Raw genomic sequence first — 22508 nt, 5'->3', positions numbered from 1 at the left:
GAAGTCACGGAAAACAGGCTCTTGACCGTCGCGGGCGGCCCGCCGAGAACGCGGGACCGAGGAATCTCGGTGCCGAATATCCGTGACTTTCCGCGCCCGTCCGCATGGGCCACGCTGCCTCTGGCAATCAGGCTGTTCCGGAAAGGAAAAGCGACGGCATGACACCGGAGATCGAAGCCGCTTTCGCGGCGATCAGAGACGAGTACGGCCCCCGGTCGATCGACCGGGTCACACAGATGCTCGACCCGGCCCCCCAGGCCAGGCATCCCTTGCAGAAGAACGCCAAATGGATCATGCCGGGCATCTCGCGGCGGCCCTGGCACGACCCGTACGGGCACCCCGAGATCGCCCCCGTCGTGCGGGCCTTCGAGGCCGGGCATGCCGCGATCAAGGAAGAGCTCGCCTCGGCCTGGGCCGAGCGTCGCGGCCGGTTCTCCGACTACGAGCACTACCTGGTGCGCCAGGAGGACTGGCAGGCGCTCTACCTCTACCGGGCGGGCGGGCCCGTCCCGGAGTCCGAGCCGCTGGTCCCGACGGCCTACCGGATCCTGCGGGAGACGGCCGTCGAGACGGAGAAACTCTGCCCGCTCCTGGAGAGCCACTTCTCCACGCTGCTACCGGGCGCGGTGATCGCGCCCCACTGCGATCTGTGGAACTTCAGCATCAACCTCCACCTCGCCGTCGACATCCCCGAGGGGTGCGGCATCAGCGTGGCCGGCGAGGCACGCCAGTGGAAGGAGGGCGAGTGCCTGCTGTTCGACTACTCCTTCGAGCACGACGCCTGGAACCACGGCACCCGCCCCCGGACCTGCCTCCTGGTCGACCTCTGGCACCCCGAGACCACTCTGCCGGAGCGCAAGGCCCTCACCACCCTGGTCACCGAGATACGCCAACTGACCGGCGAGTCCTGAACCACCCGGGAGCCGGCCTCGGCCTCGCGATCGCCTCGGTGGCCGCCCAGGGGCACGGGGGCCGGCGAGGGCTGCGTCTTCCGGCTCGTCCTCCCCTTTGAACCCTTTGAAGTCCCCCCGTGAAGAAGCCCAGGGCGTCTGACGGCTCAGGTGCGCCAGAGCGTCCAGGTCCCGCCGTCGCAGTCCTCCTGGAGCGCCTGCTCCCCGTCACCGCTTCCGGCGGGCAGGGCGACGCACTTGCCGCTGTTGCGGCTGACCAGCCGCCACGCGTGGCGGAGGGTGTCGTAGCGGAAGCTCCAGAACTGGTCCGGGAAGAGGCCGTTCTCGTCGCCGCACAGGTACTGCGTGACGGTGACGTCGTTCTCCTTGTGCGCGGCGTCGACCGACAGGCACAGCCCGGTGTGCTGGTTGCGGACCGAGTACACGACGCCCGTGCCGGTCTCCTCCCTGCGGAGTCTCCAGAACTGCTCGGGACGCGCGTCACAGTCGCCCTGCACGAGCCCCGCGGCGGGGGTGGAGTTCCCCGGGGGCGGCGACAGGCACATGAGGCTGTCGGCGTTGGTGAGGCGGAACAGGCCGACGGGGAGCGGGGGCGGGGACGCGGGGGGCCGGGTGGTGGCGGGGGACGAGGAGGCGGGTGGGGCCGGTGGGCGGTTCGGGGACTGCGACGGCACCGTGAGGACGGTGACGGCGATGCCGACCAGCGGGATGACGATGCCGACCAGCCACCAGGACCACCTGGGCGGATGCTCCGGCGGACGCCCGGCCGGAGCCGGGTCCGCCCCTTCTCCCGCCTGCGAACCCTGCGACGTCTGCGGCACCCGTGGCTCCCCCTCCGCGAGAATGTTCCCGCGCACTATGCAGCACACCGGCGGAACTCCACCAGTCACATCCTGGCCGCGCGGAAAAGGACCCGCCGCCCGCCCACGGACCGCACAAGCCGCTCGGGCAGGACGCTCTACTCGGCCCGCCGGTGCGGGAGTTCGGGGTGGGCGGCGGCGCGCTCGCGGTACTCCCTGGGCGGGATGCCGTAGACGCCGCAAAACACCCGGCTGAAGTCGGCGGCCTGCGGGCGGCGATCTCGCGGATGGGGACGCCGGCCAGCACGGGGTCTCCGGGTACTCACGGAAACCTTCCACTCACCCGACTGCCCGGGAAGGGGGCACCCGGGATGGAGGGACTGCCGGGCTCGGCCGTGTTCGGGCAGTGGTGACGGGCCGCTGCCCGAACCTGCGAGCGGGGGCGTCGACGGCCGCGTTCAGCAGGCGGCGGTGACGGCGTCGGTCCGCAGGGGTGCGGCGGTCTTCGCGGTGATCTCGTCGAGGGTGATGCCGGGTGCGGTCTCGACGACGGTGAGGCCGTCGGGGGTGACGTCGAAGACGCCGAGGTCGGTGATGACGCGGTGGACGCACCGTTCGCCGGTCAGCGGGAGGGTGCATTCTGTGCGGATCTTCGGGCTGCCGCCCTTGGCGGTGTGCTCCATCAGGACGATGACCCGGCGGGCGCCGTGGACCAGGTCCATCGCCCCGCCCATGCCCTTGACCATCTTTCCGGGGATCATCCAGTTGGCCAGGTCACCGCGTTCCGACACCTGCATGGCGCCCAGCACCGCGGTGTCGATGTGACCGCCGCGGATCATGCCGACCGTGCACGCCGAGGCCCCGGGGGGGTACGGCTGCGCTTCCAGCAGACGCCCACCGATGTCACCGAGGAGACGGCGCCGCTGCTCAGCTCAGCCGACGGGCTGCTGATGCCGCGCGGTGTCATCAGCGGTTTCCCCGCCGTCGACCTGTTCACCGACCGCTGGGTCTTCCTGGTGGCCGAGACGAACGACGAGGTCGGCGACCAGCTGACCATGGACGACCTGGCACGGCTGCCCTGGGTCATCTACCAGCGCGCCCACGACGCGCCGGGCGCCCGGCAGTTGAGCATGCTCGGTGTCGATGCCCGCGTGGAGATCTCCGTCGACAGCTTCCAGGCGCTGCCCTTCCTGGTCGCCGGCACCCGCCGGCTCGCCCTGGTCCAGCAGCGCCTGGCCGAGCCGCTGCGCGGCGTGGCCGCCGTACGCCTCATGGAACCCCCCTACGGGGCGGTCCCCCTCCAAGAAGCACTGTGGTGGCACCCGATGCACACCCACGACGCGGCCCACATCTGGCTCCGCGAGACCGCGGCCCGCGTGGGAGCGCGGCTGTCCGCTTCCGAGCCCGCCCGGATCGCCACGGCCGCACCGAGATAACGGGCCCCGTGCACGTGCCTGGCACCCAAGGCCCGGATGACCCACATCCTCGACATCGATCGGACGAGGGCTGGGCAGAACCTGCCCGTTGGCCCGCAGTCGTCTCCACCCGGCGCCGGAGCCACACCATCCCCCGCCGCCGGGACCACGCAGGCACCCGGCGAACCGGCCCGCCGCGACGTCCGGCAGCCATCGGCACCACACTCCGAACCTGCCACGGGTTACCGGACGGCCCAACCACGACGGCCGCACCGCCCCGTTCCCCTCCCGACCCGCCACGTGGAGTTCCCGCATGCCCGCACCCGTGCCCCCGCTCCCTTCCCCGCCGTCCGAAGCTGTCGCAGACGTCCCGCCCGAGCAGACCGTGTCCGACCCAGCCACCGGCTTCGCCTCACGCTGCTGATGGCCAGCGCGCCTGTCTGCCCATCCTGGGCGCCGTGCTCACCGCCCCCGTCCTGCCGCAGATGCAGGACCACTTCGCCGACGTACGCACCACGCTGATCGGGCGACTGCTACTCCGGCCGACTGGCATGCACCGTTCTGGGCCCACGCCGTGAGTCTGCTGCTCGCCCCCGCCATGGCCGCCTTCCTGCCCCGGCCCCGGCCGGCCGGCCGCGCGGACGAGCCCTCCCCCACCGCCTTCGGCCTTTGCGCCCTCGGCTTCGCAGTGATCTGGCTCGCCCCGAACCCCGACCGCGGCCGCGGCACCGGCCTGTGGACGGGCTCCCTCTTCCTCGGATGTTCACGAGCCGGACGGCGTGCGACTGTGCCGTAACCCTGGGTTCTCCGCCGGTTCTGCGCCGAGGAGGAGAGGGGGTCCGTGCGATGCATTCCCAAATAGGAGATCAAGACGGAGAGTTATTGATCGACACTCCCTGACTGTCCATCTTTGGATCAAGGCTCATCTTGGTGGGTCGATTTTCTGCCGCGAAAAAAGATACCGGACTTGAGTGGGAGAATTCTAGCCAAGGCGTGCCAACGCTCGTTTCAGTACTGTGTGCACGTGGCAGTAGGCACTCACTCGAAGGTGACAGAAAGGGTGATCCCATGCTCGCAACTTTTCGTGGAGTCCTGCGCGTCGTCCCTGTCGCCGGGCTCCTCGCCGTAGCACTTCCAGCCACCGCCTCGGGTAGCACGCTGGAGTCGAACCCGCCGGCCTCCACGGGGTATTCCTCTTCGGCGTCGCCCGCAGACATACCCCCTACCTGGGACCTGATAGGCACCACGGGCTTCACATATCTGGGGTCAGGAAACTACATATCAACAGGTTACGCCTTATCACATGGCGGAGAATTCCATGCCTGTGTAACCACCAGCTGGTCCGGCAGTGCGGATTACGCCCTCTACGAGTACGACGAGAGCAACTCCGACGAGAAAGTCGGCAGTACTCGAACGCAGATAGCAGGTGGCTGCGAGACGTGGAATGTTGGCGCCTACGTCGATGGTGACAATAATCGGGCCGAACTCTACCTCGCCACCAACGACCCGGGATCGCAGAAGCTAGTGACGTTTTACGATTAGCGCTCCTGGGAGGCACACGGGTGGAAGGGAGCGACATGCCGTTGGTCATGTTCGACCTCACGGGCGGTCTCATCCGTGTCGGCCTCGCCGGCTGTGGCGTCGCGGCGCATGCCGATTCGCCCGGCTCCGTGGCGTAGGGGGACAGGCCGCGCTCGTACCTGTGCGGCGCGCGGGCTTCCGCGGCGTCCTGTGTGGGCTCGGCCACGATGCCGGGTCCGGTGTGCCGCCGGCCGGTCGAGGCGCTGCGGCCGGCGCTCGTCCGACCCCGCTGCGGCGAGGTCACCAGGTGACGGGGAGTTCGGTGACGCCGCCGGTGAGGGTGGTGCGCACCTCCAGTTCGTCGAGGGGTTTGGCGAGCCGCAGGCCGGGGAGGCGGCGGGCCAGGGCGGCGAACACGACGCGCAGTTCGACGCGGGCCAGGCTCGCCCCGATGCAGAAGTGCATGCCGTGGCCGAATCCGAGGTGGCCGCGCTCCTCGCGGTCGGGGTCGAAGGTCTCGGCGTCGGTGAAGACGGTGGCGTCACGGTTGGCGGCGTTGACGGACAGGATCACGGCGTCGCCGCGCCGGATGGTGACGCCGGCGACGTCGAGGTCGGTGTGGGCGTAGCGCAGCAGCCCGAGGTCGCCGGGCGCGCCCATGCGCATGATCTCCTCGACGGTGGCGTTGACCCGGCCGTCCGGGTCGTCGGTCAGCGCCCGCCACTGCTCGCGGTGGGTCAGCAGGAAGAGCGTGCCCAGGCCGATGCGGTTGACCGTGGTCTCGTGCCCGGCGAACAGCAGCCCGACGCAGAGCCGGATCATCTCGTCGTAGTCGTGGTCCGGGTCGGTGCTCTGGGCGCGGACGATGTCGGAGATCACGTCCTCGCCCAGCCGTCCGCGTTTGGTCTCGACGAGGCCGATCATGTAGCGGCTGAACTCGTCGCGCGCCCGGTGGGCTTCGTCGCCGATGGCGTAGTTGGCCATGCGTTCCGACAGCGCGGCGAAGTACTCGTGGTCGTCCTCGGAGACTCCGAGCAGGCGGCAGATGACCGCGACCGGCAGCGGGAAGGCCAGCCCGGTGTGCAGGTCCACCACGCCGTCGGGGGCGTCGGCGTGGTCGGTGAGCAGTCGGTCGACGCAGCCGTCGACCAGGTCTTGGACGTGGCCGGAGAGCAGCTGCATCCGCTTGGCCGAGAACGCCGGGGTGAGCAGCCGGCGCATCCGGGTGTGGTCGGCCTCCTCGGTGTCGTAGTTGCCCGAGGGGCCGTCCAGGATCGCGGCGGAGGTGATGCGTGCGGCGCGTTCCGGCTCGGGGTGGGAGCGGCCGAGCCGCTTGTCGCCGAGCAGGTCCCGGACCTCGTCGAAGCGGGTGACCAGCCAGGCGGGGTCCCCGGCCGGGGTGGTGACGGGTGCGACGGGGGCCTCCTTGCGCAGCACCGCGTAGAAGGGGGCGAGATCGAGAACGTTCGGGCGGGTGAAGGGCAGGTGCGGACGCTCGGCGGCAACGCTCATGGCTCTCCTCCGGTGTTCCTTCCGGTGGCCCGACCGTAGCACTTTACTGTCAGTCACTGCCAATAAAGTTCGCGCCAATCGGCCCGCGTCCGCGGAGCCGCCTAAGATCGCCGGATGGAGGACTTCAGAGCGGGCGCCGGCCGGACACCTCGTCGCGGCCGGCCGCCCGTGAGCAGCGAACAACGCGAGCGGCAGCGTCTCGACATCTCCCGCCACGCGGTCCGGCTGTTCGCCGCGCAGGGCGTGGCCGCCACCTCCGGCGAGGACATCGCACGGGCCGCCGGGGTCTCCGAACGCACCCTGTGGCGTCACTTCCGCACCAAGGAGAGCTGCGTGGAGCCGTTGCTCACCCAGGTGATCGACGCGTTCCGGGCGACCCTGCGCACCTGGCCGCCCGGTGTCGAACTGACGGAGCATCTGCGCGACGCCTACCGTCCCGTCCTCGACTCGTCGTCCGACGCGGACATCGAGGCCGTCCACGCCGTCGTCCGGCTGACCCGGCACGAGCCCGCGCTGCGCGCCGTCTACCTCGTGCTCGGGGAGCGCGCGGAGGACTCCTTCGCCGAAGCCCTCGCCGAACGGGCCGGCCTGCCGTCCGACGGGTTCGAGATACGTTCGCAGGCCGCCGCCATGAGCGCCGTGTTCAAGGTGGCGACCGACCACCTCGCCCACGACACGGCGGACACCGGCCTCACCCCCGGCGTCCTGCACCGCCACCACGAACAACTCGCGGGCGCGCTCAGCCTCGTCACACGGGGGCTCTCGGAGAAACAGCAGGGCTAGGGCCCGGGCCCCGCGTGCGGTCCCCCTCGGGGACGGTCCCCGGTCATGTGGCGTGCCCGGCAGTCACCCGTTGAGAAAAACGCCCGGCCCGAGCAGGAGACAGGGATCTCCCGTCTTGCCGTGGCGAGCAAGGCGGTTGAGGATGTGCTGTTTCCCGGGATCGATGTGCGGGTGGAGAGGCGGTGTCGACTGCCCGCCCAGGCCGGTGCCCGAACTGCCGCAAGCAGGCCCGCCTCGTGAAAGCGCGAGATCGGCCACGTCCCGGCTCAGCCGGTCCGCCACCCCGCCGATACGGGGAGGGCGAAGCCGTTCGTGACCCTCGCGGTCAGGGTGGCAAGCGAGATCCATGTATGGCTCGGAGAATGTTTCATTCAGCGTCCCGATCGGACATCGAGCGTTATTCATCCATGGCAGTCAGGGGACGTCCGGGTGCGTGCCGCTCGGTGTGAGGTGGCCGTCGGTGAGATCGGCCGGCCGGGGGCTGCGGTCAACGCCCGAGTCACATCTGGGCGTCGGGGCCGGCCGCTACAGTAGCTTCGCCCCATTCGACGCGTCGGAGCAGCCTTGGCGAACCTGTCTCACCACGAGGAGATCTTCTCCGGCGACGGCACGGGGCCGATCCGGTTGCCGCGCCGGCAGGCCGACGCCTCACCGGCGGGCTTGGCGGTCACCTTGATCGCTGACTACACGTTTCCGGCCCGGGCCTGGCTGCCGGCGGCGGCGATCGTGACGTTGCTGGGGGAGTTCGACGTGGCCGACGGCGCGGCCCGTACGACGATCAGCAGGCTGGTGCGTCGAGGGGTGCTGGAGGGCAGTCGGCGGGGGCGGTACAGCACGTATCGGCTGACGCCGGAGGCCGCTGTCGATCTGTGGAGCGGCGGCGCCTCCATCGCCACGTTCACCACGCAACCCGACTCATGGGACGGATGGTGGACACTGGTCGCCTTCTCCGTGCCGGAACGGGAGAGCACGCGACGGCGTGCGCTGCGCACCGCGCTGCGGTGGCGGGGATACGCGCCGCTGTACGACGCGGTCTGGGCGTCGCCGCACCCGCTCACCCCCAAGGGGCGTGCCGAACTGGCCGACTTGGCGCTGGGGGCGATGACTGTGTTCCGGGCGCGGCAGGTGGATCTGGAGACGGAGGCCAACCGCAACCCGGTCGCGGCCTGGGACCTGTCCGGCATCGCCGACCAGTACGAGATCTTCATCCGGCGGTGGAGTGGCCTGCTGCCCCGTATCGGCGCTGGTGGCGTCACCGGCGCCGCGGCGGTGCGCGCCCGCACCGAGGTGATGAACACCTACCGTCACTTTCCGGTGCTGGACCCCTTGCTGCCCGTTGAGCTGCTGCCGGCCGACTGGCCTCGGTCCCGGGCGCGGGAGGTGTGCGTCGCGGTGTACGACGGTCTGGCCCACCCGGCCCAGGAACACGTCCGTTCGGTGGCGGCCCGGTCCGCGGACGGTCCGCACCTCGGCATCAGTGCCCACACGATCGCCGGAATGAGTGCTGGTATCGGTCACAGCCGTGGTCTGATGGCCGACGATCCGACCGCGACTTCCGAGGGATTGAGTCGCAACGATTGACAGACGAGAGTCCGATGGTGACTCTTTCTGTTATTCGAAACGGTGTGGGAGCGTTCACAGTCGCGGGCGCTTCAAGAGCTGATCGCACGCATCACCCCCCGCCGTCCACAGCCTCGTACCTCCGCACCACTGGCGACAGGAGGCATCCCCATGTGTGAGTCACGGCCGGTCGGCGTTCGACATCCACGCGGTGCCGATACGAGTGTCGCCGTGATCGGCAAGACCGGCGCCTCGTTCACCTCACACCGTCTCCCCCACTCACACGGGAGTCACCCATGAGCATGCGACGACGTACCTTCCTGGCCCTGAGCGCGGCCGGAGCAGCGGGCGTGGGCACGTCCCTGCTCGGCGCCGGGCAGGCAAGTGCCGCCGTCAGGCCGCAGGGCGCGCCGACCACGCCGTTCGCGGTCGGCGTGCGCCGGTATGACTGGACCCGCGGCAGCCGCCCGTGCACCACCTACGTCTACTACCCCGCCACCGGCACCCCCGGCGGCGCACCGGTGACGAACGCCCCGGTCGCGGGCGGTGTCTTCCCCGTCCACAACTTCACCCACGGCTACGGGAGCAGCCCGCAGAACTCCCTGTTCATCATCCGGGCTCTGGCCTCGGCGGGCTTCGTCGTCCCCGCCCCGCACTTCAACCACGACTTCGGCGACGTCAACAACGGCAACTCCGCCAAGGACGTCTCGCAGATCCTCACCAACACCCTCGCGCTCAACGCGGGCGGGCCGCTGGCCGGGCACATCGACACCGGGATCGGCGTGGGTGTCTCGGGCCACTCCCTGGGCGGCATGATCACCCATGGCCTGCTGACCTCCTGGCCCGACAGCCGGATCGTCTCCGCGAACCCGCAGTCCTGCGTGGACATGGGCGCCCCGTCCCGTTCGGTCTCCGCCAAGGTCCTGTTCGTCCACGGAGACCGGGACTCGACCACGTCGTACTCCTCGGCCCGGCAGGCGTACACGGAGATCTCCTGGCCCAAGGCGTTCCTCACCTTCGTCGGTGGCAGCCACACCAGCTTCTGGAGCGACAACCACTTCCCGAACACCGTCGTCGACTGGGCCCGCTGGACGATGTACGGCGACACCGCCGCACGGGACCGCCTCCCGGCCGACGCGGCCGGGTCCAGGACCAGGTGGGAAGCCGTCCTGGGCTGAGGTGACCGCTCTTCGCCCCTCGGGACTGGATTGTCATGATCAGGTCAGTCCGCGACCGCGGTCCGGCAGTCCATGAGCATCGGGCTGCCTGCCGTCGCAAGGCGTGTACCCCCCCCCCCCCCCACACACACCGGAGGTCACCGTGACCGACTCCCGCCGACGTTCCCGAACGACGCCGTGTCAACGAAGAATCCGCCGCACCGTGAACGGCCGCGTGGCAGGTGTTCTCGCCGCCGCGCTGGCCGCCTCCGCACTCACCATGTCGCCCCAGACCGCACAGGCCGCGACCGCGCGACAGGTGGAGCGCCTCGACCGGGGACTGACCAGTGTCCACACCGGCAGCGGGAACCTGGTGTCGTGGCGCTGGCTGGCCACCGACCCCACCGACGTGGGGTTCAACGTCTACCGCGGCGCCACCAAGCTCAACTCCTCGCCGATCACCGGCTCCACCGACTACACCGACTCCGGCGCCCCGGACTCCGCCGACTACACGGTGCGCCCGGTGGTGAACGGCACCGAGCAAGGCCCCTCCGAACCCGCGCTGCGGTTCCGGTCGGGTTACCTGGACGTGCCGATCTCGCCGCCGGCCGGGGGCACCGCTCCGGGCAACTCGCCGTACACCTACGAGGCCAACGACGCGTCCGTCGGCGACCTGGACGGTGACGGCCGACTCGACCTGGTCCTGAAGTGGCAGCCCACCAACGCCAAGGACAACTCCCAGTCCGGCTACACCGGTCACACGATCCTCGACGGCATCAGGCTCGACGGCACCCGGCTGTGGCGCATCGACCTGGGCCGCAACATCCGCTCCGGCGCGCACTACACCCAGTTCCAGGTGTACGACTACGACGGCGACGGCAAGGCCGAGGTCGCCATGAAGACGGCCGACGGCACCAGGGACGGCACCGGCGCGGTGATCGGCAGCTCGTCCGCCGACCACCGGAACTCCAGCGGATACGTCCTGTCCGGCCCGGAGTTCCTGACGATGTTCAACGGGCAGACCGGCAAGGCCATGCAGACTGTCGACTACGTCCCGGCCCGCGGCAACGTCTCCTCCTGGGGCGACAACTACGGCAACCGGGTCGACCGCTTCCTCGCCGGCACCGCCTACCTCGACGGCTCCCGCCCGTCGCTGATCATGGCGCGCGGCTACTACACGCGCAGCGTGATCGCCGCCTGGGACTGGCGCGGCGGCTCCTTCACCCGCCGCTGGACCTTCGACACCGCCTCCTCCGCCAACAGCGGCAAGGGCTACGACGGCCAGGGCAACCACAGCCTGTCCGTCGCGGACGTCGACGCCGACGGCAGGGACGAGATCGTGTACGGCGCCATGACCGTGGACGACAACGGCAACGGGCTGTGGACCACGAGGCTGGGCCACGGCGACGCGGGCCACGTCGGGGACCTGAACCCGTCCCGCGCGGGCCTGGAGTACTTCAAGGTCTCCGAGGACTCCAGCAAGCCCGGCTCCTGGATGGCCGACGCCCGCACCGGCCAGATCCTCTGGCAGACGGCCTCCGGATCCGACAACGGCCGCGGGGTCGCCGCCGACATCCACGCCGGCAGCGCGGGCGCCGAGGCATGGTCGGCCTCCGACACCACCCTGCGCTCGGCAACCGGCGCCGCCCTGGGCCGGGAGCCGTCCAGCATCAACTTCCTCTCCTGGTGGGACGGCGACCCCGTCCGCGAACTCCTCGACGGCACCCGCATCGACAAGTACGGCACCTCCGGCGACACCCGCCTGCTCACCGGCTCCGGCGTCCACTCCAACAACGGCACCAAAGCCACCCCGTCGCTGTCCGGAGACATCCTCGGCGACTGGCGTGAGGAGGTCATCTGGCCGACGTCGAACAACACGGCCCTGCGGATCTACTCCACGCCGCACCAGACGAACACCCGCATCACGACCCTGCTCCACGACACCCAGTACCGTACGGCCCTCGCCTGGCAGAACACCGCCTACAACCAGCCCCCGCACCCGAGCTTCTTCATCGGCAACGGCATGCCGACGGCTCCACGGCCCACCGTCCGCACGCCCTGAACGGCGCCCTCAGCACGACGGCTCCGCCGTGCCGGCGGAACGGCTCCTGCCGCGCCCCGACACCCCCCACGACCAACCGCCCGCCGGCCGCCACGACTCACGCGCGGCCGGCGCGCAGGAAGGAACGGCCATGCACCCCACCGAGGCATCCGGTTCCGGGCGGATCAGCCGCAGGACCCTGCTCAAGGCCACCACCGCCACCGCCGGGGCGATCGCCACCGCCACCGCGCTCGCCGAACTCGAAACGCCGGCCAACGCCGCAGCGGGCTTCGTCAAGGGCGTCGACATCAGCTGGGTGCCGCAGATGGAGGCGCGCGGCTTCTCCTGGAGGAACGCGAGCGGACAGACGCAGGACATCCTGGCCGTTCTCAAGGGGTACGGCATCACGGCGGTCCGGCTGCGCACCTTCGTCAACCCCTCCAGCAGCCCGACCGACGGACACTGCTCCATCAACGAGGTCGCCGCCTTCGCCAAGCGGGTCAAGGCCGCCGGCATGTCGATCATGCTGGACTACATGTTCGGCGACACCTGGAACTCCGTCGGTGTGCAGAACCCGCCCGCCGCCTGGCGGAACATGAGCTACAGCCAGATGCGCACCGCGATGAGCACGTACGTGAGCCAGACCATGACGGTCATGAAGAACAACGACGTGCTCCCCACCTGGGTGCAGATCGGCAACGAGATCAACAGCGGCATCTGCCGCCCCGTCGGCAGCGTCTCCAGCCCGGCGCAGCTGACCGGACTGCTGAACGCGGCGTACGACCAGGTCAAGGCGGTGTCACCGAACTCGACCGTGTGCGTCCATCTGGCCCAGCCGCAGAAGTACGACGTGATGACGACGTTCTTCAGCCGCTACGCCGCGAACGGCGGCAAGTGGGACATGTCGGTGTTCTCCTCCTACGGCAGCGCCGACGTCGCCGCCGGGATCGTGGGGAACATGCGGAAGATCTCCGATGCCTACGGAAAACCCTTCCTCCAGAGCGAGTTCGGCGGTCGCGTGGACAGGGCCGCCTCCACCAGGGCCGCGCTGGTCGCCTACACCAAGGCGCTGAAGGACCACGGGGGTCAGGGCATCTTCTACTGGGAGCCGGAGTGCATGTCCCCGTTCACCGGCTACACCATGGGCGCCTGGGACTCCGCCACCCAACGGCCCACCGTCATCATGGACGGCTTCACCCAGGCCTGAGCGAGGGGCCGCAGACCTCGACCCACACATCTCCGGGGGCAGGAATGGAACGCGAGATTGAAATGACCATGACATTATCGCGAAAGGGGAGACGCTGCGCCGGGCCGATAGCGGCGAGTCTGCTGACCCTTGCGACGCTGGCCGGCACCGGTACGGCCCATGCCGACGACGCCACACCGCGGGCGCTCCCGGCCGGCTGTTCCGGTACCTCGCCGATCCACTGTCACTACGGCGTCTCGCCGGGCACCTACGAGGTGACGGTCTCCCTCGGCGGCGCCCTAGCCGGGCAGACCGAGATGTGGGCGGAGGCCCGGCGGCTGATGCTGCCGGCGACGAGGACGGCTGCCGGAGCCGTCGCCACGTACTCGTTCACGGTCGACGTGCGGCAGCCGGAGGGGCAGCCGACCGGGCAGGGCGGCACCGGAACCCCCGGTCTGGACATCCGGTTCGCGGGAGCCGACCCGCAGGTCTCGGCCGTCTCGGTGAAGCCGGCGGACCGGCCGCTCGTCGCCTACCTGGCCGGTGACTCGACCGTGTGCGACCAGCCCGTCGCCCCGTACACCGGCTGGGGCCAGATGATCACGACTGCGCTGCGTCCCGGCGCGGCCATCGCCAACTACGGGGACTCGGGGGAGAGTTCGGGCAGCTTCCGGTCCAACTCGGCGCTCCTCCCGTCGTTGCTGTCGAAGGTCCGGGCGAACGACGCGGTCTACATCCAGTTCGGCCACAACGACAAGCAGACCAACGCGTCCGCTTTCCGGAACAACCTCACGTCCATGATCACGCAAGTCCGGGCCAAGGGCGGCGTCCCGGTACTGGTGACCCCACCGGTCCGCCGGCTGTTCGACGGCAACCGGCTCACGCCGACGGCGCTGCATGTCAACGGCGTGGGCGTGAACCTGCCCGCCGAGACGCGCTCGCTCGGCGCGGCGCAGAACGTGCCGGTGATCGACCTGACCACCAAGAGCAGGACGCTGGTGGAGTCCCTCGGCCCGTCCGCCTCCGCGCAGCTCTTCCTCCGCTCCTCCGTCGACGGCGTCACGGACAACACCCACTTCTCGCAGTACGGCGCGACGCGGATCGGCGGGCTGGTGCTCCAGAGCATCCGGGAGCAGCGCCTGCCCCTGGCCGCCTACCTGCGCTGACCGACGCGCGGCAGCCCCCGCTCCCGGGAAGGACCCGATGAAGAACCTTCGCCCACTCCTCATGGCCACACTGCTGATCGCCCTGCCGAGCCTCGGTGTTCGCACCGCATCGGCGGCCGACAGCGTCGCCGCGAACTGCGCGGCCTCCCCCGCCTCGGCCGTACGAGCCGCGGCCGAGCCGGTCACCGTGTGGCTGGCCGGTGACTCCACCATGGCCAACCCCAGCGGCGGCCGTTGCCCGGTCGGCTGGGGCAGTCAGTTCGACGCCCTGTTCAACACCGACGTGACCGTCAGGAACCAGGCTGTGGGAGGCCGCTCCATCCAGACCTGGCTGTACGAGGGGAACGTGAGCAGCACCAAGGGCCCGGACGGCGAGTGCCGCCTCACGTCCACCGCGTACTCGGCACGCTGGCAGGCCATGCTGAACGCGAGCACCGGGATGAAGCCCGGCGACTATCTGTTCATCCAGTTCGGCATCAACGACTCCTCCTCGACCTGCCCACGACACGTCGGCCCGGCCCGGTACCAGCAGCTGATGACGATGATGGCGCAGACCGCCCTGGACCGGGGCGCGCACCCGGTGCTGCTCACCCCGGTGGCCGCCATCACCTGCTCCGGCAGCACCGCCGTCAAGAACCGCGGCTTCGTCACCCAGACCTTCGCCGCCGGATCCGCGACCGGGGCGCCGGTCATCGACCTGCAGACGTCGAGCGTCTCGCGTTACAACAGTCTGCGCTTCTGCCCGAACAACGGCGACTACGCATCGGGCCCCGTGGGCGCCTTCTTCTGCAACGACCACACCCACTTCGAGACCTACGGCGCGCAGCAGATCGCCACGCTCGTCACCAGTGAAGTGCGCCGGCAGAACCTCCCGCTCGCCGCGTATCTCAAGTAGCGCCGGGCTTCATCACCGCGCACCCCGCCTCCTCCGTCGACGAGGAGATCGCCGCACGCCGGAGTGGCCGCACTCTCCTGACGCACCATGACCCCCCACTGGAGTCGTCATGAAATCCCGCACCCGTACCGCCCCACGAGTGGCCGCCGTCGTGGCCGCCCTCGTCGGCCTCCTCGTCCCGCTGCTCGGCCTAGGTACCCCGGCCCACGCCGCGCCGACCGGCTTCCGCGTCCAGAACGGGCGACTGCTGGAGGCGTCCGGCAACGACTTCGTGATGCGTGGCGTCAACCACGCGCACACGTGGTACCGGGACCGGACCAGCTCCCTCGCCCACATCAAGGCCACGGGCGCGAACACCGTCCGCGTGGTCCTCGCCAGCGGGGATCGCTGGACCCGCAACGACACCACCGACGTGGCGAACGTCGTCTCCCAGTGCAAGCGGAACCGTCTCATCTGTGTCCTGGAGGTCCACGACACCACGGGCTACGGCGACCAGAGCGGTGCGACCACCCTCTCCCGCGCGGCCGACTACTGGATCAGCGTGAAGAGCGCTCTCGCCGGCCAGGAGAGCTACGTCATCGTCAACATCGGCAACGAGCCGTACGGGAACAGCAACTACACGAGGTGGACGGCCGACACCAAAGCGGCCATCCAGAAGCTGCGGGGCGCCGGGTTCAACCACACGCTCATGGTGGACGCGCCCAACTGGGGCCAGGACTGGGCGTTCACCATGCGGGACAACGCCGCCTCGGTCTTCGCCGCAGACCCCGACCGCAACACGGTCTTCTCGGTCCACATGTACGGCGTCTTCAACACGGCCGCGAAGGTCAACGACTACCTGAACCGCTTCGTCGCCGCGAAACTCCCGATCGTCGTGGGCGAGTTCGGCCACAACCACTCCGACGGCAACCCCGACGAGGACGCCATCCTGGCCACCACCCAGCGGCTCGGCCTCGGCTACCTCGGCTGGTCCTGGAGCGGCAACGGCAGCGACGTCGGCTACCTGGACATGGTCACGAACTTCGACCCGAACCGCCTCACCTCCTGGGGCCGGCGGATCTTCAACGGCGCGAACGGCATAGCCGCCACGTCGAAGCAGGCCGCGATCTACAACGGGCGGTGACTCCTTCAGCCCCCACCACCTGGTCTGAGCACCACAGCTGCACCTCGTCACGGAAGGAAGCTGAACAGTGCATACACACGTCACCGAAGTCCAGGTATCCGAAGGCTCCTGGAGCGATCGGGTGAGGACTCGTCGGAGAATCAGCCTGGTCAGGCTGAGGACGGTCGTGGCCACGGCCGTGGCCGGTCTGATCACCGCGCTGGTCTCGATCCAGCCGACATCGGCGCAATCAGCGTCGGCCCAGGACAATCCGTACCAGCGGGGACCGGACCCCACGGTGAGCAGCGTCGCGGCCCAGAGGGGGACGTTCGCCACCGCGGAGGTGGGCGTGCCGCCCGGCAACGGCTTCAAGGGCGGGAAGATCTACTACCCGACCGACACGAGCCTGGGCACCTGGGCCGCGGTCGCGGCCGTGCCCGGCTACACCGCGCGGTGGGACGCCGAGGGTGCCTGGATGGGGCCCTGGCTCGCCTCCTTCGGGTTCGTCGTCATCGGCATCGACACCAACAGCCCCAACGACTTCGACACCGCCCGAGGAACCCAACTCCTCGCCGCGCTGGACTACCTCACCCGGAAAAGCCCGGTACGCGACCGCGTCGACCCCAACCGGCTGGGTGTCATCGGCCACTCCATGGGCGGCGGCGGAGCCATCAGCGCGGCCGAACGGCGGCCGTCGCTGAAGGCAGCCATCCCGCTCGCGCCCTTCTCCCCCTCGCAGAACCTGTCCACGCTGCGCGTCCCGACGATGATCATGGGCGCGCGCGACGACGGTACGGTCACCCCGTCCTACCTCGACGGCCTCTACGGCGGCATGCCCGCTGCCACACAGAGCGCCTTCATCGAACTCACCAGCGGCGGTCACGGCTTCCCCACCTGGGGCAACTCGAACGTGACGCGCCGCACGATCCCCTGGCTGAAGATCTTCCTCGACAACGACACCCGCTACACCCAGTTCCTGTGTCCCTCACTGGCGGACTCCAGCGGCGTCTCCAGGTCCAGGACCAAGTGCCCGTACAACCTGAAACATTTCAGGTACGCAGCTCACCCATGATCCGGAACGCTGACGGCACGGGCTGTCCACGGACTATGGGAGATGTATACATGAAGGCTGCACAACGCCTGGCTGCTCTGACGGGCGGTGTAGTACTGGCAGTTGCGGGTCTGTCCACAGTGACAACCGCTCCCGCAACGGCGTCCAGCTACAAGTGTTCGAAGGCCACGACGATCAAGCAGAGCTGGGGCAAGGTGACCTACACGCGATGCTCGGCACCCTTCGGGAGCCATACCTGGTCGTATGTTTCGGGGACGCTGACGGATCTGAACACCAGCGACGACTGCTTCGTCCGAGCCAACTTCGCCTTCTCGCGCTCCAATCTCGAGGTCTCGGCCAGGGATCAGGTCGAGAAGTTCGAGTCGGACCCCGCCCTCGCCGACTCATTCTCCGCAGGACTGGGCAGGTTCTGCTGAGCTCTGCCCTCTTCACGTGACGACGTCCGCGTGCTCGCCATCTCTGGGGACCGGCTTCCCGGGACCAGGCAGGCTGGAGGTGGCCACGGTCCCCACCGCACCGGCGGCGCAGGCCACCACGCCCGGCCCGCCGGGCATCGTCACCGGCGCCCGGTACCGGGCGAGCACGACGGCGATCGCCAGCACGGAGGCGACCCGCCTCACGACCACGGGCCACAGGCCGCTGCCTCCCCCACCTGCGCCATCGCCAGGAACTGCACACCGAATCCGGCGCTCGCGACCAGCGCGGCCGGCACTCCGGCGGTCACCCGCGGCCCGTCGGACCGGGCCCGGTCCGGCCCCGGAACCTGGGAGACGAGCCACAGCGCGGGCACCGCGGCCACGATGCCGACCCAGGCCGCCGGCGTCGGACGCTCCCCCAGCAGAGCCACGCCCACCAGGACGGGAAGGGCGACCGCGCCCACATCGCTCACGGGCACGACCACACTCATCTGCCCCTGCTCCATGGCCCGGTACAGAAACGCGACCCCTACCCCCGTACCGACCCCCCCGTGCCGATCCCCGGCACCACCCCGAACCCGTGATCCCCCGCCGTTCCGGCCCCTCCCGGCACCGACAGCGCCAGCACCACCGCGACCGCGCTCCCGCCTCACGGCCAGGTCGGGGATGGTTGCTGGGGGGCTTCGCCGAAGATCATGCGGTGCCCGCGGGCCGTGTCCACGTATTCGCGGACCCGGTGGATCAGCTCGCCCCGGAGCTCGAAGACGAAGCAGTAGTCGTTGGTGTAGTGATGGCCGTCGGCGAGCGTCGCCGTCATGGTCGCCTCCACGGTCACCCGCTCGCCGTCGGTGTGGGACCCGTGGAAGGAGACGGCGACATCGTGCGCGAACAGGCGGGGGAAGTCCTCGGCGAAGAAGCGCGCGATCGCCCTCCTGCCCACCATGTGGTGGGTCACCCCGAGCGCGACGGCGGTGGCGTTCCCCGGGGGCGACAGCCATTCGGCGTCCTCGGTGAAGACTGCGGAGATCTGGTCGGGGTCGTTGCCGGCGAGCGCCTGGAAGGCGTTCTGGATGATGGTGTGGCTCATGAACCCACTGTCACCGTCACCGCGCGCCGGTGTATTGGACAAATGTTCCGGTCGACGTCCTCTTAGCATGGGGTCATGCGATCCGCTGCGCACGAGCGTGGGACGGTGGCCGGGTGGGGTGTCGTGAAGCCGCCGGGGCCCAGCCGGGTAGCCGGTGTCAGCATGGCCGGGTTCCGCAGTGGCGGCGCGGGCCCGGTCGACGTGCGGGTGGTCCCGCACCCGGCGGTCACGCTGGCTCTGGAGTTCGGCAACGGCCCGCTCGTCGTGGATGTCGCCACCGGTCGGCAGCAGCGGGGGAACCTTGTCGCCGGGTTCTTGCACAGCGCTGTCCGCGTGCGAGGCGAGAACATCGAGTGCCTGCAGGTGCGCCTGTCCCCGGTGGCCGCACGCGCCGTGCTGGGCGCCTCCCCGTCGGAGCTGGACCGTACCCTGGTCGCCCTCGACGACCTGTGGGGCCGGGACGCGGCACGGATCGGACAGCGACTCGGGGACGCCACGTCGTGGCAGGACCGTTTCGCGTTGACGGAGGCGTTGCTCGCCCGCCGGGCGGAGACGGGACCGGCGGTGGATCCCGAGGTGGTCTTCGTCTGGGACCGGATGCTCGTCAGCCGCGGCCGGGTCCGGGTCGAGGACCTGGCGGCCGAGGTCGGGTGGAGCCGCAAGCGCCTGTGGTCCCGCTTCCGGTCGCAGATCGGGCTTCCTCCCAAGCGCGCCGCGAGGCTGGTCCGCTTCGATCATGCCGCGCATCGTCTGGCGGCCGGCGAAGGTGCGGCCGGGGTCGCGGCCGACAGCGGCTACGCCGACCAGTCCCACCTGCATCGGGACGTCCTGGCGTTCACCGCGATGACCCCGGCGACCGTGGCCGGCCAGCCGTGGCTGTCGGTGGACGGCATCGCGTGGGCGGAGCACGGCGTCGGTGAGACGGGCTGATCTCTCACCCCGTGCATCACGCGCCGCTCGGCACGGGCGCGGAGATGGCCTCCACCTGGCCGCGGACCCGGGGCGGCGACGTCCACGGCATGATCATGCACACCGGCAGAGGCAGCGAGCAGGCGGGGCTGCCGCGAGCTGAGCGTCGTGCGCCCCGCGGGCAGAGTCGGCTCGTGCTTCGACAACGCCGTGAGCGAGGCGTCCCGCAGCGTGCTCAAGGTCGAGTACGTCCACCGGCGCGCCTTCCGCACCCGCGCCGAGGCCCGCGTCGAGATCGCCACCTGGATCACCGGCTTCTGCAACACCAGCGTGTACGGGTTCAGAAGCCCGATCGACTGCGATCGCGTCGCCCGGTCCCCCGGACCTCGCCTCACGCGCGGCCCCCGACGGCCAGATCACCCGCACGTCGACACCGCGTGCCCGACCGGCTGGGAGGCGGCCGGGCCCGGTTTCTCGGGCAGACCGTTCCTGGACGGCAGGACGGTCACCAAGGGCAGCCCCACGGTGTCCTGCCGCACGGCCGAGGCGAGCCACCCGCGGCACGCTTATTTGGCGTGTCCGCCCAGGTAGAAGAGCAGCATCACCCATCCGGCGATGATGTGGGTGCCGAAGATGTAGATGAAGGCGCGCAGCGCGACGCCTCGCTGGACCTTCGAATCCCGGTCCTGGGCCTTTGGTCTGCGCGTTTTCCACATGGTGCCGCTCCTTGTCCCTTCCGCCCCGTCCCTACGACGGGATGCCGAACCGCACGTACACGGCCTTGCCGTCATGGTCGACGGCCCGCTCGGTGCCGACGCCTCCGCGGTAGTCGCCGGCGAGTTCGGTCACCATCCGCAGGCCCGCGCCCATGCCCTCGGCGCTGAGATCCGGCAGTACCGGTTCGGCGTCCTCGACGCTGACGATCAGCTGTCCGGCCGCGACCGCGATCCCCACGTCCATCACCGGGGAGCGGGGTGCGTGCCGAACGGCGTTGGCGGCCAGTTCGCTCGTCGCCAGCAGCACCGCGTCCGCGAACGCGGAACCCGGTGCGACACCGGCGGAGGGCAGGTACGCGGCCACCGTTTCCCTCGCCCGCCGTACCGCCTCCGGGCCGACCTCGATCGAAGCGAGGTGACGCCGTACCACGGGCGGTCCGTACTCGACGGGGGCCGCCGGTCTCCCCCGCCCCCACAGCGGCCTGAACCGGCGGCCGTTCACCGCGCGGGCTCCGCGCTCCGCAGTTCCTCCAGCAGCCCCTGACGGCCGACCAGCAGCGTGGCGAGGATGCGCCGGGCCGCGCCCAGCAGTTCGGCGACGTCTCCCCCGGCGAGTTCGTACACCACCGTCGAGCCGGTCCGAGTGGCGGTCACGATGCCCGAGCGGCGCAGCACCGCCAGTTGCTGGGACAGGTTCGACGGCTCCACCTCGATCTCGGCCAGCAGCTCCCGCACCGGCCTCGGCCCCTCCTGCAACAGCTCCAGGACCCGGATCCGCACGGGGTGCCCGAGCATCCGGAAGAACTCCGCCTTCGCCTCATACAGCGGAACCACGCGCGTCACCTTCCTCTTCCTCCTCGACCGCCACTCCGTGCTTACGGGCGATGCGCAGCGCGTCGTCCAGTTCGTCCTCGGCGGCCGCCTTCTCGAACACATCGCCCTCCCGGGTCGCCTCCACCACCCGGGCCCGCGCCTTCCGCACCCGGTCCCGCAACGCCTCGACGAACCCACCCACCCCGGACAACCCTCCACGAGATACGAGATACATGATCAAACAAATATCGAAATTGAAGAAGTCTTCAAGCCGAGTCTAGCGAACGTCCGGGGCATCGCACCGCAGGACCTGACGAACCGTATGTGACCGTCTACGTCGAAGACGGCCGGCGGGTCTGGAGCGACGAAGGCCGGAGACGCTCACGGCACAGTGACCACGACCTTGCCGCGTGCGTGGCCCCGTTCCACGTGGCGCACGCCCTCGGCCGCTTCGGCCAGGGTGTACGTCCGGTCTATCACCGGGGTGAGCTTGCCGGCCTCGATGAGTGCGGTGACGGCGAGGAGGTCCTCGTGGGTCGGTCCGGCAGGGGCCGCCGGAAGGATCACGCGGAGCCGTTGCCGGACGATCGCGTTGACCGCGATCACCTTCAGCATCGAGCCCATCGCCCCGACCACGTGGCCGGGCGAGCCGCCCCCGTTGGCCACCAGGACCCCGCTCGGGGGGAGTGCCTTGCGCAGCCGGCTCAGCGGACGGTTGCCCACGTTGTCCAGGATCACGTCATAGCGCGTGCGCCCGTCGGTGAAGTCCTCCCGGGTGTAGTCGACGGCGTGCGCGGCGCCCAGTGAGCGCACGAGTTCGGCGTTGCGCGCACTGCACGCCCCCGTCACCTCCGCGCCCAGGGCCGCGGCGATCTGCACGGCGAAGGTGCCCACGCCGCCGCCCGCCCCGTTGACCAGCACCCGCTGTCCGGCCTGCACCTGGGCCACGGTCCGGATGCCGCGCAGCGCGGTCACCGCCCCCATCGGGATCGCGGCGGCCTGCTCGAAGGTCAGGCCCTCGGGCTTGGGCACCAGCAGGTCCGGGGTGGTGCGCGCGTACTCGGCGAAGGAGCCCGGGCAGAATCCCAGGACCTCGTCGCCGGGACACAGCCCGCGCACAGCGGCGCCGACGACCTCAACACGTCCGGCCGCGTCGACCCCGGCCACCCGGCTCTTCGGCCGGGTCAGTCCCACGTCCGGTGTCAGCCGCGCCATGAACGGGTCGCCTCGCATCAGGTGCCAGTCGTACGGGTTGATCGCGGCGGCGCGCACCCGCACCAGCACCTCGCCGGCCCCGACCTCGGGTACGTCGGTCTCCGCCAGCCGCAGGATGTCCGGCGGGCCGAACCGCTCCTGAACGATCGCCTTCATCCGGTTTCCCCCACCCTTCGGGGTGTACTGCGTACACCTTCTAAGCAAGCTAGGTGTACGCAGTACACCGGTCAA

The 22508-nt window shown here is 70.1% G+C and carries 25 protein-coding genes and 2 pseudogenes; 15 read left to right on the top strand and 12 right to left on the bottom strand.

Going from position 1 to position 22508, the window contains the following annotated elements; genetic code table 11:
* Positions 1-158: 158 nt before the first annotated feature.
* A complete protein-coding gene (locus IAG44_RS39320; RefSeq protein ID WP_187751808.1) occupies positions 159-911 on the top strand; it encodes an aspartyl/asparaginyl beta-hydroxylase domain-containing protein in 753 nt (250 codons plus the stop codon).
* Between the two features lie 146 nt (positions 912-1057).
* On the opposite strand, the gene IAG44_RS39315 is transcribed toward IAG44_RS39320, so the two are convergent.
* The 3 genes and pseudogenes from IAG44_RS39315 to IAG44_RS39305 form a co-directional block, all read right to left on the bottom strand.
* Positions 1058-1732, bottom strand: a complete 675-nt coding sequence (locus tag IAG44_RS39315) for an RICIN domain-containing protein (RefSeq protein ID WP_187751807.1) — start codon at positions 1730-1732, stop codon at positions 1058-1060.
* Between the two features lie 137 nt (positions 1733-1869).
* Entirely contained in the window at positions 1870-2037 is a 168-nt protein-coding gene (locus IAG44_RS39310; RefSeq protein ID WP_187751806.1) for a hypothetical protein, read from the bottom strand.
* Positions 2038-2169: 132 nt separating this feature from the next.
* A pseudogene (locus IAG44_RS39305) lies at positions 2170-2568 on the bottom strand (CoA-transferase); the annotation flags it as partial.
* On the opposite strand from IAG44_RS39305, the pseudogene IAG44_RS39300 reads away from it, so the two are divergent.
* Positions 2558-3147 (top strand): annotated as a pseudogene (locus IAG44_RS39300) (LysR substrate-binding domain-containing protein); the annotation flags it as partial. The pseudogenes IAG44_RS39305 and IAG44_RS39300 overlap by 11 nt on opposite strands.
* Before the next feature lie 1047 nt (positions 3148-4194).
* Entirely contained in the window at positions 4195-4668 is a 474-nt protein-coding gene (locus IAG44_RS39295; RefSeq protein ID WP_187751805.1) for a hypothetical protein, read from the top strand.
* A 279-nt stretch (positions 4669-4947) separates the two neighbouring features.
* Here IAG44_RS39295 and IAG44_RS39290 read toward each other — a convergent pair whose 3' ends face one another.
* Complete coding sequence (locus IAG44_RS39290; protein ID WP_187751804.1) at positions 4948-6159, bottom strand: cytochrome P450; 1212 nt, start codon at positions 6157-6159, stop codon at positions 4948-4950.
* Positions 6160-6273: 114 nt separating this feature from the next.
* Here IAG44_RS39290 and IAG44_RS39285 point away from each other — a divergent pair, with 114 nt between their 5' ends.
* The 10 genes from IAG44_RS39285 (at position 6274) to IAG44_RS39240 (ending at position 17537) form a co-directional block, all read left to right on the top strand.
* Positions 6274-6942 (top strand): TetR/AcrR family transcriptional regulator, encoded by a 669-nt coding sequence (locus IAG44_RS39285; RefSeq protein WP_246562553.1) that lies wholly within the window; start codon positions 6274-6276, stop codon positions 6940-6942.
* A 564-nt stretch (positions 6943-7506) separates the two neighbouring features.
* Entirely contained in the window at positions 7507-8523 is a 1017-nt protein-coding gene (locus IAG44_RS39280; RefSeq protein WP_187751803.1) for a PaaX family transcriptional regulator, read from the top strand.
* A gap of 275 nt (positions 8524-8798) precedes the next feature.
* Entirely contained in the window at positions 8799-9680 is an 882-nt protein-coding gene (locus IAG44_RS39275; protein WP_187751802.1) for an alpha/beta hydrolase family protein, read from the top strand.
* Positions 9681-9939: 259 nt separating this feature from the next.
* On the top strand, positions 9940-11721 hold the full coding sequence (locus IAG44_RS39270) for a rhamnogalacturonan lyase (RefSeq protein ID WP_223006887.1): 1782 nt from the start codon (positions 9940-9942) through the stop codon (positions 11719-11721).
* 130 nt (positions 11722-11851) lie between these two features.
* Positions 11852-12907: a glycosyl hydrolase 53 family protein gene (locus IAG44_RS39265; RefSeq protein WP_187751801.1), complete on the top strand. Its 1056-nt coding sequence runs from the start codon at positions 11852-11854 to the stop codon at positions 12905-12907.
* 68 nt (positions 12908-12975) lie between these two features.
* A complete protein-coding gene (locus IAG44_RS39260; protein ID WP_187751800.1) occupies positions 12976-14052 on the top strand; it encodes a rhamnogalacturonan acetylesterase in 1077 nt (358 codons plus the stop codon).
* Between the two features lie 37 nt (positions 14053-14089).
* The gene (locus IAG44_RS39255) at positions 14090-14947 is read left to right on the top strand and encodes an SGNH/GDSL hydrolase family protein (protein WP_187751799.1); all 858 of its coding nucleotides are present in this window, start codon (positions 14090-14092) and stop codon (positions 14945-14947) included.
* A gap of 109 nt (positions 14948-15056) precedes the next feature.
* Positions 15057-16070: a glycoside hydrolase family 5 protein gene (locus tag IAG44_RS39250; RefSeq protein ID WP_187751798.1), complete on the top strand. Its 1014-nt coding sequence runs from the start codon at positions 15057-15059 to the stop codon at positions 16068-16070.
* 166 nt (positions 16071-16236) lie between these two features.
* Positions 16237-17121 carry a dienelactone hydrolase family protein gene (locus IAG44_RS39245; protein WP_246562527.1) on the top strand — a complete coding sequence of 295 codons (885 nt, stop codon included), beginning with the start codon at positions 16237-16239 and terminating at the stop codon, positions 17119-17121.
* Positions 17118-17537, top strand: coding sequence for a hypothetical protein (locus IAG44_RS39240; protein ID WP_187751797.1), 420 nt, complete (start codon positions 17118-17120; stop codon positions 17535-17537). The genes IAG44_RS39245 and IAG44_RS39240 overlap by 4 nt, the downstream gene beginning before the upstream one ends.
* Positions 17538-17549: 12 nt before the next feature.
* Here the strand turns inward: IAG44_RS39240 and IAG44_RS39235 are convergent, their stop codons facing one another.
* From IAG44_RS39235 to IAG44_RS39225, 3 genes are all read right to left on the bottom strand, one after another.
* Positions 17550-17747, bottom strand: coding sequence for a hypothetical protein (locus tag IAG44_RS39235; protein WP_187751796.1), 198 nt, complete (start codon positions 17745-17747; stop codon positions 17550-17552).
* The gene (locus IAG44_RS43945; protein WP_246562512.1) at positions 17738-18028 is read right to left on the bottom strand and encodes a hypothetical protein; all 291 of its coding nucleotides are present in this window, start codon (positions 18026-18028) and stop codon (positions 17738-17740) included. The genes IAG44_RS39235 and IAG44_RS43945 overlap by 10 nt, the downstream gene beginning before the upstream one ends.
* A 158-nt stretch (positions 18029-18186) precedes the next feature.
* Complete coding sequence (locus IAG44_RS39225) at positions 18187-18624, bottom strand: nuclear transport factor 2 family protein (protein WP_187751795.1); 438 nt, start codon at positions 18622-18624, stop codon at positions 18187-18189.
* Between the two features lie 75 nt (positions 18625-18699).
* On the opposite strand from IAG44_RS39225, the gene IAG44_RS39220 reads away from it, so the two are divergent.
* The gene (locus IAG44_RS39220; protein ID WP_187751794.1) at positions 18700-19554 is read left to right on the top strand and encodes a helix-turn-helix domain-containing protein; all 855 of its coding nucleotides are present in this window, start codon (positions 18700-18702) and stop codon (positions 19552-19554) included.
* Between the two features lie 189 nt (positions 19555-19743).
* Positions 19744-20124, top strand: coding sequence for a hypothetical protein (locus IAG44_RS39215; protein ID WP_187751793.1), 381 nt, complete (start codon positions 19744-19746; stop codon positions 20122-20124).
* On the opposite strand, the gene IAG44_RS39210 is transcribed toward IAG44_RS39215, so the two are convergent.
* The 5 genes from IAG44_RS39210 to IAG44_RS39190 all read right to left on the bottom strand — a co-directional run bounded on the left by IAG44_RS39210 (position 20100) and on the right by IAG44_RS39190 (position 22433).
* A complete protein-coding gene (locus tag IAG44_RS39210; RefSeq protein ID WP_187751792.1) occupies positions 20100-20249 on the bottom strand; it encodes a DUF6126 family protein in 150 nt (49 codons plus the stop codon). The genes IAG44_RS39215 and IAG44_RS39210 overlap by 25 nt on opposite strands.
* Before the next feature lie 31 nt (positions 20250-20280).
* A complete protein-coding gene (locus IAG44_RS39205) occupies positions 20281-20679 on the bottom strand; it encodes an ATP-binding protein (protein ID WP_246562509.1) in 399 nt (132 codons plus the stop codon).
* A gap of 68 nt (positions 20680-20747) precedes the next feature.
* On the bottom strand, positions 20748-21083 hold the full coding sequence (locus IAG44_RS39200; protein WP_281404324.1) for an ArsR/SmtB family transcription factor: 336 nt from the start codon (positions 21081-21083) through the stop codon (positions 20748-20750).
* Positions 21067-21297 carry a hypothetical protein gene (locus IAG44_RS39195; protein ID WP_246562494.1) on the bottom strand — a complete coding sequence of 77 codons (231 nt, stop codon included), beginning with the start codon at positions 21295-21297 and terminating at the stop codon, positions 21067-21069. Before IAG44_RS39195 ends, IAG44_RS39200 begins: the two co-directional genes overlap by 17 nt.
* Before the next feature lie 146 nt (positions 21298-21443).
* Positions 21444-22433 carry an NAD(P)-dependent alcohol dehydrogenase gene (locus IAG44_RS39190; RefSeq protein ID WP_187751790.1) on the bottom strand — a complete coding sequence of 330 codons (990 nt, stop codon included), beginning with the start codon at positions 22431-22433 and terminating at the stop codon, positions 21444-21446.
* Positions 22434-22508 lie beyond the last annotated feature (75 nt).

Origin of the sequence: Streptomyces roseirectus (assembly GCF_014489635.1) — a bacterium.
Lineage (GTDB): Bacteria > Actinomycetota > Actinomycetes > Streptomycetales > Streptomycetaceae > Streptomyces > Streptomyces roseirectus.
This window is presented reverse-complemented; position numbering and strand designations above follow the sequence as displayed.

Bases quoted from the DNA above. Each gene is read 5' to 3' on its own strand.
- IAG44_RS39320 (WP_187751808.1), top strand. From the start codon at position 159: ATGACACCGGAGATCGAAGCCGCTTTCGCGGCGATCAGAGACGAGTAC.
- IAG44_RS39295 (WP_187751805.1), top strand. From the start codon at position 4,195: ATGCTCGCAACTTTTCGTGGAGTCCTGCGCGTCGTCCCTGTCGCCGGG.
- IAG44_RS39290 (WP_187751804.1), bottom strand. From the start codon at position 6,159: ATGAGCGTTGCCGCCGAGCGTCCGCACCTGCCCTTCACCCGCCCGAAC.
- IAG44_RS39285 (WP_246562553.1), top strand. From the start codon at position 6,274: ATGGAGGACTTCAGAGCGGGCGCCGGCCGGACACCTCGTCGCGGCCGG.
- IAG44_RS39275 (WP_187751802.1), top strand. From the start codon at position 8,799: ATGAGCATGCGACGACGTACCTTCCTGGCCCTGAGCGCGGCCGGAGCA.
- IAG44_RS39270 (WP_223006887.1), top strand. From the start codon at position 9,940: ATGTCGCCCCAGACCGCACAGGCCGCGACCGCGCGACAGGTGGAGCGC.
- IAG44_RS39265 (WP_187751801.1), top strand. From the start codon at position 11,852: ATGCACCCCACCGAGGCATCCGGTTCCGGGCGGATCAGCCGCAGGACC.
- IAG44_RS39260 (WP_187751800.1), top strand. From the start codon at position 12,976: ATGACATTATCGCGAAAGGGGAGACGCTGCGCCGGGCCGATAGCGGCG.
- IAG44_RS39255 (WP_187751799.1), top strand. From the start codon at position 14,090: ATGAAGAACCTTCGCCCACTCCTCATGGCCACACTGCTGATCGCCCTG.
- IAG44_RS39250 (WP_187751798.1), top strand. From the start codon at position 15,057: ATGAAATCCCGCACCCGTACCGCCCCACGAGTGGCCGCCGTCGTGGCC.
- IAG44_RS39240 (WP_187751797.1), top strand. From the start codon at position 17,118: ATGATCCGGAACGCTGACGGCACGGGCTGTCCACGGACTATGGGAGAT.
- IAG44_RS43945 (WP_246562512.1), bottom strand. From the start codon at position 18,028: ATGAGTGTGGTCGTGCCCGTGAGCGATGTGGGCGCGGTCGCCCTTCCC.
- IAG44_RS39225 (WP_187751795.1), bottom strand. From the start codon at position 18,624: ATGAGCCACACCATCATCCAGAACGCCTTCCAGGCGCTCGCCGGCAAC.
- IAG44_RS39220 (WP_187751794.1), top strand. From the start codon at position 18,700: ATGCGATCCGCTGCGCACGAGCGTGGGACGGTGGCCGGGTGGGGTGTC.
- IAG44_RS39210 (WP_187751792.1), bottom strand. From the start codon at position 20,249: ATGTGGAAAACGCGCAGACCAAAGGCCCAGGACCGGGATTCGAAGGTC.
- IAG44_RS39195 (WP_246562494.1), bottom strand. From the start codon at position 21,297: ATGTATCTCGTATCTCGTGGAGGGTTGTCCGGGGTGGGTGGGTTCGTC.
- IAG44_RS39190 (WP_187751790.1), bottom strand. From the start codon at position 22,433: ATGAAGGCGATCGTTCAGGAGCGGTTCGGCCCGCCGGACATCCTGCGG.